Annotated in this window: 12 protein-coding genes and 1 tRNA gene; 4 read left to right on the forward strand and 9 right to left on the reverse strand. The window is 57.3% G+C overall.

Going from position 1 to position 14,593, the window contains the following annotated elements:
- Positions 1 to 8: 8 nt before the first annotated feature.
- A complete protein-coding gene (locus AC04SG_RS17875; RefSeq protein ID WP_488552105.1) occupies positions 9 to 458 on the reverse strand; it encodes a universal stress protein in 450 nt (149 codons plus the stop codon).
- A 287-nt stretch (positions 459 to 745) separates the two neighbouring features.
- Between AC04SG_RS17875 and AC04SG_RS17880 the strand changes: the two genes are divergently transcribed.
- Entirely contained in the window at positions 746 to 1,648 is a 903-nt protein-coding gene (locus AC04SG_RS17880) for a DUF1003 domain-containing protein (protein ID WP_488552106.1), read from the forward strand.
- 101 nt (positions 1,649 to 1,749) lie between these two features.
- On the opposite strand, the gene AC04SG_RS17885 is transcribed toward AC04SG_RS17880, so the two are convergent.
- Positions 1,750 to 4,317: a TIR domain-containing protein gene (locus AC04SG_RS17885; protein ID WP_488552107.1), complete on the reverse strand. Its 2,568-nt coding sequence runs from the start codon at positions 4,315 to 4,317 to the stop codon at positions 1,750 to 1,752.
- A 306-nt stretch (positions 4,318 to 4,623) separates the two neighbouring features.
- On the opposite strand from AC04SG_RS17885, the gene AC04SG_RS17890 reads away from it, so the two are divergent.
- Positions 4,624 to 4,700: transfer RNA gene (locus tag AC04SG_RS17890), tRNA-Arg, on the forward strand.
- An 87-nt stretch (positions 4,701 to 4,787) separates the two neighbouring features.
- On the opposite strand, the gene AC04SG_RS17895 is transcribed toward AC04SG_RS17890, so the two are convergent.
- The 5 genes from AC04SG_RS17895 to AC04SG_RS17915 all read right to left on the reverse strand — a co-directional run bounded on the left by AC04SG_RS17895 (position 4,788) and on the right by AC04SG_RS17915 (position 9,716).
- Positions 4,788 to 5,735, reverse strand: coding sequence for a hypothetical protein (locus AC04SG_RS17895; RefSeq protein WP_488552108.1), 948 nt, complete (start codon positions 5,733 to 5,735; stop codon positions 4,788 to 4,790).
- A 132-nt stretch (positions 5,736 to 5,867) separates the two neighbouring features.
- Positions 5,868 to 7,118 carry a type II restriction endonuclease gene (locus tag AC04SG_RS17900; protein ID WP_488552109.1) on the reverse strand — a complete coding sequence of 417 codons (1,251 nt, stop codon included), beginning with the start codon at positions 7,116 to 7,118 and terminating at the stop codon, positions 5,868 to 5,870.
- On the reverse strand, positions 7,119 to 7,571 hold the full coding sequence (locus AC04SG_RS17905; protein WP_488552110.1) for a very short patch repair endonuclease: 453 nt from the start codon (positions 7,569 to 7,571) through the stop codon (positions 7,119 to 7,121).
- Positions 7,571 to 8,818, reverse strand: coding sequence for a DNA (cytosine-5-)-methyltransferase (gene dcm / locus AC04SG_RS17910; protein WP_488552111.1), 1,248 nt, complete (start codon positions 8,816 to 8,818; stop codon positions 7,571 to 7,573). The genes AC04SG_RS17905 and dcm overlap by 1 nt, the downstream gene beginning before the upstream one ends.
- A gap of 193 nt (positions 8,819 to 9,011) precedes the next feature.
- Positions 9,012 to 9,716, reverse strand: coding sequence for a haloacid dehalogenase type II (locus AC04SG_RS17915; protein ID WP_488552112.1), 705 nt, complete (start codon positions 9,714 to 9,716; stop codon positions 9,012 to 9,014).
- Between the two features lie 87 nt (positions 9,717 to 9,803).
- On the opposite strand from AC04SG_RS17915, the gene AC04SG_RS17920 reads away from it, so the two are divergent.
- The gene (locus AC04SG_RS17920; RefSeq protein WP_488552140.1) at positions 9,804 to 10,721 is read left to right on the forward strand and encodes a LysR substrate-binding domain-containing protein; all 918 of its coding nucleotides are present in this window, start codon (positions 9,804 to 9,806) and stop codon (positions 10,719 to 10,721) included.
- Between the two features lie 12 nt (positions 10,722 to 10,733).
- Here AC04SG_RS17920 and AC04SG_RS17925 read toward each other — a convergent pair whose 3' ends face one another.
- Positions 10,734 to 11,996, reverse strand: coding sequence for a YcaO-like family protein (locus AC04SG_RS17925; protein WP_488552113.1), 1,263 nt, complete (start codon positions 11,994 to 11,996; stop codon positions 10,734 to 10,736).
- Between the two features lie 116 nt (positions 11,997 to 12,112).
- On the opposite strand from AC04SG_RS17925, the gene AC04SG_RS17930 reads away from it, so the two are divergent.
- Positions 12,113 to 13,843 (forward strand): adenylate/guanylate cyclase domain-containing protein, encoded by a 1,731-nt coding sequence (locus tag AC04SG_RS17930; protein ID WP_488552114.1) that lies wholly within the window; start codon positions 12,113 to 12,115, stop codon positions 13,841 to 13,843.
- A 12-nt stretch (positions 13,844 to 13,855) separates the two neighbouring features.
- Here AC04SG_RS17930 and AC04SG_RS17935 read toward each other — a convergent pair whose 3' ends face one another.
- Positions 13,856 to 14,434 carry a hypothetical protein gene (locus AC04SG_RS17935; RefSeq protein WP_488552115.1) on the reverse strand — a complete coding sequence of 193 codons (579 nt, stop codon included), beginning with the start codon at positions 14,432 to 14,434 and terminating at the stop codon, positions 13,856 to 13,858.
- Between the last annotated feature and the right edge of the window lie 159 nt (positions 14,435 to 14,593).

The raw sequence follows: 14,593 nt of genomic DNA on the forward strand, positions 1-14,593 counted from the left end.
GACTGCCCCTACCGCACCACCAGCACCGGGATCTCCGTCAGCGACACGACTTCCGCGGTCTGGCTGCCCAGCACCAGCCTGCCCAGTCCGCGGCGGCCATGCGAGGCCATGACGATGAGGTCGCAGGCCTCGGAGCGGGAGACGTCGAGGATGGCCTCCGCCGGCGTCCTGTTCTCGATGTACAAGGTCTTTGCACGCACGCCGAGCGCGTCGGCCCGGGCCTTGCACTTGTCCAGCACCTCACGGCCATATTTGCGGGCGTTTTCCTCGTAATTGACCAGCTCTTCGGCGGCGACATAGCCGGCCATTGCGCCGCCCCAGGCCAGTGCCGGAAACGGCTCGGAGACGTTGACGAAGGTGACAGCGGCAGCGAGGCCCTTGGCCAGTTCGAGGCCGTGGGCGACGCCCTTGGCGGCGAGTTCCGAACCGTCGGTGGCGATCAGGATATGTTTGTACATGGCGACAACCCCTGTTGTGGGGCGATCCAATGCCCCTGATGGCGGCAGCCCGACCCTGGCGCTCCATGCGACATTGTCAGGACTGATCTGGATATAAGCGCCCGGCCCGGCCCACCACAGGGCCATGATGGGGCCAGCCGCCAATGACCATGGCGCCAGCCGGCGCGCGCGCTGGCGACCCAGTCATCACAACCGCTTGCACAGGCCGCCAATCTTCACCGCAACAGTGGCTATGCCGCGCCCCCTTGGCGTAACGTGAGCACACCGCGACAGCAGGAGCCGGCATCATGAGCACCGTCCCAAAACCTTCCGAACAGGCCGCCAACGAAAACGACAGCGGCGGCGAGTATTTCGAGGCGCCCCACGAAGCCGAGCTGGTTGCCGACGAGGCGCTCGAAGCGCCCGAGGTGCCTGATACCGAACCCGCCGAACCTGGGCGCCTGAAGCCGAAGCGGAAACCGTCGGCGATATCAGGTAGAAAATTCCGCAAGCGCGACCTGGTGCGCATCGACGACCTCAGGCCGAGCCTTGCCGACCGCATCCGCTCCGACCATCCCGACCTGCCGCGCGGCGCCCGCATCAGCCGCGAGGAGCTCGGCCGCTACCGCATGCGCTACATGGAGGAACTGCTGCAGCAGGAGCATGGCGAATTCTCCGAGCTCGACCGCCAGGTGGTCGAATCGATCGCCAGGCAGGACACGATTTCGGAAAACTCGGAAGAGGAGTTCGAGGAGCACAGGTCGTTCGCCGACCGCGTCTCCGACAATATGGCGGCCTTCGGCGGCAGCTGGTGGTTCCTGATCTCGTTCGCCAGCGTGCTTGCCATCTGGATCGGCATCAACCTGGTCGCAGGCATGAGCAGCGCCTTCGACCCCTACCCCTTCATCCTGCTCAACCTGCTGCTCTCCTGCATCGCCGCCATCCAGGCGCCGATCATCATGATGAGCCAGAGACGGACGGAGGCCAAGGACCGCCTGCGCTCCTTCAACGACTACCGGGTGAACCTGAAAGCCGAGCTGGAAGTGCGCCATCTGCACGAAAAACTCGACTATTTGATCTCGCGCCAATGGACGCGGCTGGCCGAAATGCAGCAGATGCAGCTGGACGCGATGCACGAGCTGACGGGTGCGAAGAAGGCGAAGCGCACCACGCGCCGGGTGCGCAGGAGGGTGGCGAAGGTGGAGGGGTGAGATTCTTTGCAGCGCGCTCATGCGCACCGAGGCGCATGAGAATTTCGCCTGCTGAAGCACCATACGGCCCCGCCTGTTGCAGTGGCAGCTGAAAGTACAATCTAGGCATCTCGAAATCCCTCGATAGAACTAACAGAAAGTCTAACAATCTCCTCCTCTCGCTCTTCAATCTGCTTTAGGGCTACCGGGTTACGCCGAACATCTTGGTCTCTCTTTTTAAGCTGTAAGGCTTGCGCTTCAATTGCAAGGTCAAAGAAATCTTTCCTAGGTATCTTGTTTATGGTCTCGATTGCCAAATCCCAATTGCGTTCGACCAAGGCCATCCTAGCTTGTAATTGCCAAGCGTCCACTTCCCGACCTGCTGCTATAGCCATTTCTACCGCTTGGGGCAGCAGGGATGCATCCCCGTTTTCAATAGCAAGCGCGCAATCCAGTAACATCACACTTAGGCGATTAGCCTTCGGTGCACGCCGCGCATCTTCTACGTGCTCGCGGGCCGCTTTGAGATCTCCGTCGCGCATGGCGCGGCCCGCTTTGTAAAGTGAGACGTCGCCATACTCGTCTGTAATCGTCTGGAGTCGCTTCTCGAAATCGTCCGCATCCCGATTCTGGCGCATCCCGCGGAGCGCCCTGACCTTGAGTACAATCAGACTTGAATCCCTCATCAGCTGACGTTCTGAGAGGCCGTCCAGGACTTCGTTTGCTTGCCAAAATTTCTGCTCTCGAATCAAGCATTTTGCTAACAGCCGAGACGTTCGGATTCTAAAGTGCTTTAACGACAACGCGGTGCGCAGATTTTTTTCGGCGGCCTCATGGTCTTTCTTTACGTAGAAGCTATAGCTTCCGAGAAGATAGTAAACAGACGGCAGCGCTTTCTTCTGCATAAATTGAATGATATCCTCCGGATAAATTCCAATTCTGATAGCGCTATCCCCACCTGTGAACAATATCTGCTCGACTGCATCATCAGACGTATTCATAGAAAAAGCCAACTTCGATGCTCTGTATATGCGTTCATAATTATCCTTCGAATTTCCCTGTAACCCGCGCGCTACCGTATACTGCTCCGATACAAGAGATAACAACGAAGAGCTAGTGACAACTGCGTTTAGTTCTTCTGGTATCTTACCTTCGGTCTCAACAATCGATATCAGAAAGGCGTCTACCAGATCTGACCTCAGCCCAGCTACTTCGATGTGTTCTTTTATAATAACAGCGACCTTCTCAAACAACTTCCTGTCATCTTCTCCATATGATCTCTTGATCTTAGCAGAAACCACCTCCGGCACATGATACAACCCGGAGTCAGCTTGGTAGACAAGAGAATATTCCGAAAGATCCCAAAAATCCAAGACGAGATCCTTCTTTTTATACTGAACCATTACCTTATCTATCACATCAATTGACAACCTCGGAAACCACCCCAACAAGCGAAGTATGTCCATTTTTGGTTTTGATAGCGCACCACTACTGAATATTGCTTCAAGAGTCTTGTCTTGGAATGCAAATATAGGATCCGGATTTGATTGAAGACTCTCCATATTCATTCCACTATTTACAAGATAAGCCACGTGATTCGCCGTTGACGCATGACCAAACACCTTTCCGGCAATTCTTTCCGCAAAGTTCGGGTCAAAGTACCGACCGTCTACTTTTTTACTTAGAATATATACCGTATCTGACGAAGTTAATTGTGGAACGTCGTATTGTGCAACATTTGCCATCGCAGATAACTCTTCTGGGGGCAATTTGCGCTCCGAAACGTACAACACTCGCAAATTGCGTATCGCACGAGATCGCTCGAAAAGCTCAACAAGCCAAGGCTTCAGCTGACGTGTCCTGTCACGCATTCCCCATCTCGTCTTCAATATCACGGGCTGATTCGTTTCCGCCCAGTGAGATAGGGATTCCAGTATAAATGTAACTTGCTCTTTGGTAGAAATTTCTTTGAATATTTTGATCTGACGTGCTACTTCGTCTTGGGTCATTATGCCGTCTAGGTCTTCTTTGAGGCGAAGGAACACATCGACGGCTTCCGCCATATCGGGTAATTCAAATACAGGCCCAGCCGGACGCATCCCTTGAAATGCCGTATCCGACACCGCGCGGGCAATCGTTGAGCGCCCCATTCCGGGGAGCCCTGTCATTATTATGTGCTGAAGAGCGGTCCCATGCCGAGACGGCGCCGAGATTACGTCGAGCTCAATTGCGCGCAAGAGTGCTTCTCGCCCCACAAAGACCTGGCGCGACCCGGTCTGTTCCTCAATGGACTGGTTCTGAAGGTAGATGATCGCTCTGGTGATGTCGCTCGGCCGGAACGACTCCGTGGTAGTCATGAAGGCCTTCATCCAATCTGGCAGGGAATGAAAATTCGCGCCTCCGATCGGGCAAACCAACACCTTGAGGTTAGTTCGCCTGATCGCTTCAATTTCAGCGAGGTTTTGCTCAAGCTGCACCCATGGCTTGTTCGAATTTGGAGAGTGAAACAGAACAAATACGGAGGCCAAGGCGACGCCAGACTTCATTGCAGCCAGACTCTCTTGCCCTGGCATGATAGTTTTTACGTCATAAAACGTTGCGGATGCGTCTAGGCGCTTGTACACTTGCTCGACGGTCTTTTTGTCTTCGCTGGCATGCGATAGGAAGATGGTCCCGGCTATCTGTTTCATTTAGTCCCCCTCATATCGAATCGTACCTCAATCGCATATTTTTCTTTGACGCCCGTCAAGCTCTAGCATCGTATGGCTAAACAGGACCCCATTACATTTGGAAGCCGTGCCGATGTGCAATGGCTTATTTTTACCTCATCCCGAATCCGGCCGAGAGGCCGGACCTTGCTGTCCGCTTTAGCATGCGAGTCACAAGCCTTACGTTTCCAATCGAGCCATCATTTGCTCGTTGAAGCTCACTCGCACTTCAGCTATGAAGGTTTGGCTGATTGGCTCGGTCCGTGGTTTGGATCGCCGTTCTGACAAGCACCCGTAGCTCAGCTGGATAGAGCGCTGCCCTCCGAAGGCAGAGGTCACAAGTTCGAATCTTGTCGGGTGCGCCAATATTTTTCCAACCTTGTCATGGTCGTTATCTGGCTTAGCTCACAACAGCGCAATTTCGGCAGTCTATCCTCAGCGCTGCTGCAAGATCAGATTCCGGCAAAGGAAGCCGCGTCCAGTTCGCGAAAAGCACTTCTTGGAATGCGCACGACCATACTTCGACCCCCGCCCATACTGCGCCCTCCGCTTCTTGGCACCCACGATGCACGCTGAGCGAGTTGGTCGAAATCGGCGAAAAGCCATCGCCGAAAAGTTCTGTCTTTGTCCTCCTCGATCTCACGCACGATGAATAGGGAGTGTAAGTTTCCACGCCGGGCGGCGTAATGTGCCAGTTTCACAAATGGACCCGTATCGAGTCCAAACCAGTCCCCAATATCTCGGTCGTTCGCGGGGACCTTTTCCTTAATCTCTATCGGATAGGTATACCGCTCCCCCCATACAATTCCATCAATGTCTGAGGTCTCGGCCCTAAAGCGATCCTCTACGAAGATTCGGAGGTTCTCGTGCGAAAATTGGATAATTGCATCGTCATCGGTAAGAGACGAAACATCGGTGTTGTACCGAAGATAGTTGTATGCCCGCGTTCGCGGGGAGAATTTGGAAAAGACATTCTCGACGCTATCAAAGTCTGTACGCCACGGCACACCTAATTGAATAAACCTCCATTCGACGTTTTCGAGCTTCGTCTTTGGTCCGGCGTACGGATGAGCGTAATAGCTCTTGATCCCAATTTGATGCATAGTCGCACAGATCGTGTGGAGTGTGAGCGGTATATCGACCCGTGACGGAGCGGTAGAATAATTGCGAGCTAGTTGGACCTTGTGAGGGAAGACAGCCACGGTGTTGCTTCCGAAATCCGTTTCACCTTTCTGACGAAAAATCCATCCGCCGGGCGAAACCCTCTCCGATGCTCCAATCGAGCCGATATAGGTCCTGAATTCGGCCTCTGCTTTCATTCCATAAAGCTTGTTCGTATTCAGGCTCGATATGCATCTATTGAGATATTTTCTTATGTCCGAAATTGTCGCAAATGACATTCTACCCTCAAAGTTTTGCTGGCACCGCGCGAGTTCGGCGAATTATTCCAGCGTCATAAGTCACGGCCGTCGGCTCGCGATAGACGTCGCCGCAAGGAAGGAAGAACTCTGCCAGATCCTAGCCGTAGCCTATTAATGCTGCCGATGGCCGACTAACTCGATAAATGCCGATAGGTCCATAAGCCATGTCTGCTGTGTCGGTCTGTAGGTTTGATGCAACTTCCTTGGTACAACAAGCTGCAGCAGCTTCGCACGCATCTCATCCGTCTGATTCTCGGAGACACTTGGCTCCAACGTGAGGAGGTGCTTTTGCTCAATCCGGGCGGCTTCCGAGAGGACCTGTCGCCAGCGGTCTTTCACCGTGGACTTGGAGCCAAGCATGGTCAGGCGTGTTACAGGGAAGGCAGAATCCCGATATTCAGCGTGCCCAGGAAACAGGAAGTCTGGCTTGTTTCTGTTCTCCGTTTCGACTCCGTGCGCGAATCTAATCCTGTTCGCCTCAAGCACCGCGGCGATGTGATTTTCCAGCGCAGCTCCGGCACGAGCTTTCCTGCGATTCTGAACGCTGAGGGAAAACGCGATGAAACCATCAACGTCGGCACCGTCATCCAGCATGAAACCCTGCCCGATGCGCTCGGCAACAACTCGCCGCTCAAGTCGCCGGAAAAGCTGTTCCTCGCGTTCCATCCACAAGAGCAGCGCGTCGTCCGGGTCGTCCGCTGCGTTGACCCCTGTGAGTGACGAACGTGCCAAGCCTGAGAGAACGCTGGTGGTCGGAAACTTCAATCCGAATTTTTCTATGAGGCCGTCCAGCTTGTCGGCCTCCTTTTCTTCCAGTTCAATGCCAAGCTCATCTAGGATGTACCTAGCGGCAAAATCCAGTTCCGAATCGTTGCCTTCGCCAATACCCTGCGATTCGAACTTCGTGCCTATCTGTTCGTCCAGACCGAAGAGCCAAAGCAGCTGGTTTCTGATAGTGCTACCGTCAGGCGTTACGATGAACAGAATATGGCTATCATGTCTCCGAGCCAGAAACAGGACATCACCAGACTTCATCAGTTCGGTGACGGCATTGCTCTGATAGTAAAGCCGCCATTCGGCACTTCGCTTTGGTTGATTCCTGCGAGAATCGTACCAAGACAGAAAGCCCACTTCGGACAACGCTTCCTGCTCTCCTCCAAGCCAGATGTAGGTAGCAGAAAAGCGATTGTCGGCTCCACCATTGGGGAATTTGCGGTCTTCGCCACCGAGAATTCTCAGAAGCGGCTCCGACCCTGTGACTTCATGTTGATTGGAAGACTCCGGGTTGGCATCAACAGCTGCCAGCCGCTTGACGGCCACACCTTGGAAGTACTCGGAGAGCAGTCCCCGCCGTATAGCCATTCAGACGCCTCGTATTTCAAGCCGCTGGTCGCTGCTGCGCAGCCAGTCGACACACAGGCCTGTTACCTCAGCGATGTCTCGACGCGTGCGGCCCTTCATGCTGCATTCCCAAACAATACCAATCCGCCAGCCCGCGCGGCTCAATTCGTCATCCGCCCTTTTGTCTACCTCACGATTCCGCGCGATTTTCTCTGACCAAAACTCAGGGCGAGTAGATGGCATGCGAAACAGGTGGCAGTCATGCCCATGCCAGAAGCAGCCATGAGCAAACAGTACCGCCTGATACCGAGGAAAAACAATGTCAGGCTTTCCGGGGAGGGAGCGATCATGCAACCGATACCGGAACCCAGCAGCATGTAATGCTCGGCGCAAGGTCAGCTCAGGCTTGGTATTTGTGCCGCGGATACCTGCCATCATCCGACTGCGGACATCCGGGGAAACTATGTCCGGCATTAGGCTGCAGCACTACGATCCGGGCGCGTGACAGTTGGCACAATATATAGCTCGCGGTCAGCCTGGCCAAGCTTCCCGATTGCCTCGCGAATATGAGGTTCAATTGCCTTTGCTATGAACTCCACGACGGGAACCACAACTGCGTTTCCAAACTGGCGATATGCCTGGGTATCGGAAACCTCTATCCGCCAACGCCGATCGCCCCTGTCAAAGCCCATGAGCCGGGCGCACTCCAGCGGGGTAAGGCGACGCGGCCTGTCTCCCGGCTGTTGAATCAGCACTTCGGATCCATCCTTATAATACCTAGCCGACAGGGTGCGAGCAACGTCCTCCGGTCCAAACAGGCTGTAGCCGAACCCATTGCCTTTAGCCTGATGTTTTGCCTTGTAGTCCTGGAGGTACTGCCAGAGACGAGGTGTCAGCGTATACTTTGAGTTCACCTCATCATGGGGTTGGAGGATATCCTTAAGCTTCGGCCCGGTCTTGGCCTCCGGTACTTTGAGACTATCGAAGTCAAACTCGGAGGGTTCCCGGAAGCCCACGATGAAAATTCGCTCACGCTTTTGTGGAACCCAAGGGTCGGAGCTGATCACACGATGCTGAACGTGATAACCGAGCTCATTTTCAAGCACATTGATGATAGTTCGGAACGTTGTCCCCCCATCATGGCTTTCAAGGTTTTTAACATTCTCAAGAACAAATGCTGCCGGTCGATGGCTGGCTATAATTTGTGCAGCATCGAAAAACAATGTTCCTTGAGTGTCGCATAAAAACCCATGAGGCCGATTCAACGAATTTTTCTTTGAAACGCCAGCAATGCTAAAAGGCTGACACGGGAAGCCTGCAAGGAGCACGTCATGTTCCGGGATTTTACTGGGGTCTTTGGAGTACTCCCGAATATCCCCGCCAAGTTCGTGATTGTCTCGGAAATTCAGGGAATAGGTCGCGCGCGCGTTTTGGTCCCACTCTGACGTGAAGACGCATCTGCCGCCTATGCTTTCGAAGCCGAGGCGCAATCCGCCAATGCCTGCAAACAGATCGATGAACCGGAAGGGGGCAGCTATCGGCTTGGCGAACGGTCTCGCGCCCACTGCGACAAGGGTTTTTAATACCCGCAGATCCCGAGGCCTTGCCTGCGTCTCACCCGCCTCATACCGTCTGACCGTACGCGCCGAAACGCCCAATTCTTCAGCGGCCTCCTCTCTTGTCAGTCCACTTTGGCGGAGCAGGTCATTAAACTCGGACATCAGAACCTCGAATCAGCTGCTGGGAGAGATTGGGACATAATGTCATGATCCTTCCCAGATGCAATCCTATGTTCTCTGTATGTTCTATTGGCTAGCGGGATAGAGCGCTGCCCTCCGAAGGCAGAGGTCACAGGTTCGAATCCTGTCGGGTGCGCCAGGCCGTCACCTCGGAGGCGGCGCGCTTCGTGTGCGCCTACCGAAGCCAGCCTGCGGCTTCGAACAACCCGGGCACGTCATCCAGCCCGTGCGCGATCGCGTCCGGCTGGTAGTCGGGCGGCGGGCACCGGCCGGTGCCGCGGTCGACCCACACGGCGCGGAAGTTGAGATCGCGTGCGGCGGTCAGATCCAGATGCGGGCTGGCGCAGATGTGCACCAGCGCGTCCCTGGTCACACCGAGGGTTCGCCAGGCATGCTCAAAAATCTGTCGCGACGGCTTGTAGACCTGCGCCTGCTCGGCGGTGATGACCCGGTCGATCGATCCGCCGAGCTGCGCGACGTTGCCGGCGATGATGGCGTCATCGGTGTTGGAGATGATCGCCAGCTTGAAGCCGGCATCCTTTAGCCGGCGCAGCGTCGCGACGACTTCGGGAAAAGGCGGCATCTTGCCGATCGACGCGGTCAGCAGTTCCGCGTCATCGGCCGCCGCCTCCAGCGAGAAATCCCGCAGCGCCAGCTGCAAGGCCCTGGCCGTGACGTCGGCGAAGGACAAATGCGGCCTGGAATGCTCAAGCTTATGCTCGTGCCGGTCATAGACGGGGATGAAGTCTTCCGCTTCGATCTTGCGGCCCTTGCGCGCAAGGATCGTTTCCATCGCCGCCATCAGGCCTTCGTCCCACTGGATCAGCGTTCCGTAGCAATCGAATGTCAGCCAGGTCGGGCGCGGCCCGTTCAATGCCATTTGGAGAAACCTCAGGGAAAGTTGGCTGGACACTGGCAGCGATTTCAGTCATTTGAAAATTAAATGTTGCGATAGGATCAAGTGGAAATTCGAATGGATCTGGATCTCGATCTGTTGCGCAGCTTCGTCGCGGTGGTCGAAACCGGCGGTTTTACGCGCGCGGCGGAGCGCGTTCACCTGACGCAGTCGACCATCAGCCAGCAGATCAAGCGGCTGGAAGACAGCGTCGGCCACAGCCTGCTGGTGCGCGAGCGCGCGCCGGGTGGCGTGCAGGTCACCGAAGAGGGCGAAGTGCTGCTCGGCTATGCGCGCCGGCTGCTGTCGATCTCGGCCGAGGCGGAAGCGGCCCTGCGGCAGCCCGCGGCGCCGAAGACGGTGCGGCTCGGCGTGCCGGAAGATTTTGCCGGCCGGCGGCTGATCGACCTGTTGTCTGGATTTTCCCGGGCGTCGCCGCATCTGCGGCTCGACACCGTCAGCGGCTGGAGTTTCGAGCTGCGGCGCCTGCTGGACAATGGCGAGATCGATCTGGCGCTGATCAAACGCGAGCCTGGCGACGCGCCCTGCCTGGGGCGCTGGGAGGAGACGCTTGCCTGGGTAGCCGGCCCGTCCGGTGCGCTCGACGCCGACCCCGTGCCGCTCGCGATGTTTCCGCAAGGCTGCATTTACCGGCAAAGGGCGACGCGCGCGATCGAGGCGACGGGGCGGATGTGGCGCATCGCCTATACAAGCCAGGGGCTGATCGGCGTGCAGGCGGCGGTGGCGTCGGGGCTGGGCATCAGCCTGCTGCCGGTGGATGCGGTGCTTCCAGAGCACCGCCTGCTGCGCGCTGCCGACGGTTTTGCCGAACAGCCGCCGTCGGAGCTGGCCTTGATCGCGCCCTCGCAAAGGCTGGATGCGCCGGCGCGCGACCTGGCCGCGTTTCTGGCCGCAAACATCGGCAGCATTCTGCATGGCTCTGTCGCCCGGCCGAAGGAAGCGCGGCACCCGGTTGCAGCCTTGCGCTAACTGGTTTCGGCGCTAAAACGGGAAAGGGTCTCGGTATATGGAGCTTGCGAGGCCAAGAGTGCCTGGAACAGAATAGAGCCTGCCCGGACCAAACCTTGGTTTGGTCGAACGCAAGCCCGGAGCGAACATGCGGACAAGGGAGCGCTGCTCATCCTGTATCAGGATGACGGCGAACACCTCCAGGTTTCGTTCGTGGCAGAGTTTGACGCATGAGGCGTAGTCGAGTGTCGCTTCATCCGCGCAGGCAGGGCCGCCACCCTGCAAATATGGATACAGCCCAAGATCCGTCTCTCGATGCCAGCGATAAAGTTGCCGCGCCCCCGAAGTAAAGCGGGTCGTTCCCTGTTGCTGCGCCTGCTGGGAGAGCAGAGCAAGGTTCGCTTCGCATTGAGCAAGCTCGCCAACCGCCCTTGTGGCAGCCGCTGACCACGATGCGCCTGCCGCAAACCCCATTGCCGGACACCGGCCGGACCTGTCGCTGGAGATTGCCGCAACTATCGGCACCGCCAAATCCAGCGTAAGCCGCAGAAGCCGCAATTCGCGCCCTTGGCGCCGAAGCCAGTCCTCGTAAGAAGATACCGTGTCGCTTGCCGTCGACTTCGGATCGATTCGAGGCAAAACAAGTCGGTTGTACCACCAGATAGAGGTCGCATCTCGCTCGATCAGCTCAAGAAGTGCGCTCATCGCAGCGTCCTCAGGGTTGATGCCCAGCGCAAGTCCGTTCGAGTCGGCAGCCGGCAAAGATGATTGCTTGCCACCGGGATCATATCCGAGGAAACACAGCCCCGCGGGCACCCAGGCTTGCGCCGTACCGAGCTTGTCGTCACTCAGGATCCAGTCTTCAGGCGCGGATCTATCCCAGCGGGCCGGAACCATGTTGCGGGGCTGTCGGTTCCCGGCTTCTCGCCGGTCATATTGCTCTTCGCTGAAAAGAAGGATGCCGGGCGGCTCGACGACCCGCCCATGAATCGCATCGGCACACGACCGGAGAATTCGCCCCTCGGGAACGATCTGGGCGAAGTGGGTCTCGTCCGCCTCATAGAGGCAGCCTTGCAGCGCCTGCTCGACTGTCGTGCCCCAACCAGACACGAAGTAAGTGCTCTCTTCGCCATCCCTGGCGGCGCGAACGCGGCCGGCCGCCACCGTGAGAGGACAGCCGAGCAATGGGTCCGAGATCACCACCGGGCCATAGAGAAGACTAGACCCCACGCAGACCTCGAATGTGCGTATCTTTCGCGTTGCGAGCGCTTCTGAACGGATTTCGCTCTGTCGCACGCCCGAAGCTCTTGGTGCAGCAGTTTACACGCTGCCATGCGCGATAGCATCATGCAAATGTGCTAAAGTACGTTCGGACGTCCGACCCGAGGTATGGATTGACCCCAAAGCCTGGATTGACCGCAAACAATACCCTGAAGCGACGCCTGACTGCGATCGTGGTCGCAGACGTGGTCGGCTATTCGCAACAAATGGCGGTAGACGAGGAAGGCACGTTTACCCGCGTCCGGGCGCTGATGCACGACGAGATCCCAGGCTACGTTCATCGGCATGACGGCCGCGTTGTGAAGAACACCGGCGACGGTATCGTCGCGGAGTTCTTCAGTGCGGTCGAAGCGGTCCGATGCGGGGTGGCTATCCAGGCCTATCTCGCAAGCCCCGAACGGCAGTCGCCCGGTCTGTCGCTTCGGATGGGCATAAATTTCGGCGACATTATCGTCGACGGCGACGGAGACGTGTTCGGCGACGGTGTCAACGTGGCTGCACGCCTTGAACAGATCGCGGCCCCCGGAGGCATTTGCCTTTCGGCAAAAGTGCATGAGGAGGTCCGCGCAGGACTGCAATTGCCCTTCGAATATTGCGGTGACTTCCTGCTCAAGAACATTCCCCGACCCGTGGCGGTCTACTCGCTTATTCACAGACCCGAGAGCCTCTCGCCGAGCATCGGCGCCGAGATTTCGGGCTCGAACACGCCATCGATTCTGGTCCGCCCATTTGTCAGCACCGGCGGGGTGGAACCCTATTTCAGCGAAGGGTTCACGGAAGACGTCATCACCGAGCTGACGCGGTTCACGCAGCTCTCCGTCGCGTCATATCATACCTCGATGCGGCTCAAGGATGTGGAGCTGCCAAAGCTGGTCTCGGATATCGGGCTCGATTTCGAGCTTGCGGGGCGAATCCGCAGGATGGGGAAGCGCATCCGCCTGTCGTGCGAACTGGTTGACGCAACGTCCGGCGGCGACGTTTGGGCCGAGCATTATGACAGCGACGATCAGGACATATTCGATGTGCAGGACGAACTGGTCCGCAAGATCGTGGGCACAGTCATCGGGCGCCTCAAGGCAGCGGGTGCGGAGAAGGCGCGGCGCAAGCCGCCGGCCAACCTGGCGGCCTATGAGTGCGTGCTGCGCGGCAATGCCCTGCCGCTAGGCGACCTCGCCTGCGAAGCGGAAGCCAGGCAATGGTATCAGCGCGCCATCGACCTTGATCCGACCTATGGGCGCGCCTACGCCAAGCTGGCTCACTACAAGCAGCTGGAATGGTTTCGCGACATGGGATCTTCCGATGCCTTGCTCGACGAGGCGCATGCAATTGCCAAGAAGGCGGTGGCGCTGTCTCCCAACGATCCGGTTTGCCTCAACATTCTCGGCTGGGTGCTGCTGCACCGGCGAGACTTCGACGTCGCCGCGCAACTCTACGCCCGGGCCCTCTACCTCAATCCGAACGATCCCGAGCAGGTTTCCTATCTCGGCACCCTCTACACATTTTGCGGCGAACCGGATCGCGCCATGCAATGGTTCGAGCGGGCGCAGGTGCTCGATCCCCTCTATGAACCATCCTGGTATTGGCCGTTTCGCGGCATCGCCCACTTCATTGCGGGCCGGCCCGAACCGGCATTGGTCGCTTTGAGCCGTTCATCGACAATGCCGACATGGGTTACGGCCTACATGGCCGCATCAAGCTCGGCGCTTGGCCGGGACAGCGATGCAAAGTTGTATGCGGCTCGCGTGTTGGCGGGTACGCCCAGCTTTTCCTGCAGTCGATTCGTGGCCAAGGAGCCCTATCGCCTGGAGGAGGATCGGGCCACGCTGCTCAAGGGGCTGCTCGCAGCCGGGCTGCCGAACTGAAATGGAAGTTTGCTATCGGCAGCCGAAGAGGACCGCGGACGCAAGCTCGTCATGATAGTGCCGACCCTGTGCGTTGTTGTGGTACGTCCCGAGGTAATCTATCAGATCCTCTCGCGTGACAACGCCTTCCGGCAGGGCCGGCAGGACTACAGTCAGCTCCGTTGGGGCATCGCACACCAGTTTCACTTTCGCGTCGACGATCTGCTCCAGCACAATCTTAAGTTCGCTTAGAAGAGTAACGTCATTCAGGTCTTTTACTTTCGACACTACGCCGCCCAGCAAACTTTTGCCTTTGTAATCGATATCGAGACCGCCAAGATCAACAACACGTAAGGTTTTTCCCGTAGTGCCTGTGATCTGCCCCACCCTCACACTTCGAAGGCCGCCATTTTTATCTCCAGTGCGCAGAGCTATGACGTCATTGACCGTGAAGGCGTTCGGTATGTCGATGGTTATACGCAAAGGATTTGTCGAATCTACCACTGATACAGTCGCCGTGAACGCGGGCGGCAAAGCCTTCAGCCACGCCCCCACGAGCGAGGCGCCAATCTCCTGAGCCTGTCGGCCCTGCTTGAGTTTCACCTTAGGCACAAGCGTTGCTCCCCGCGCTTTGAGGCGTGCGACAACAACCTAGGCTGCTTTTTCTTTGGCTGCAAGAAGAGCCCTCGAGCGGTTCGCCTCCAAAGCTTTGCCGTGGACAGAAAGAGCTATTGGGAGCATGCTGCCAGTCAGTCGACCAGCAGATGGTGG

Source organism: Mesorhizobium sp. CNPSo 4684 (assembly GCF_057784315.1).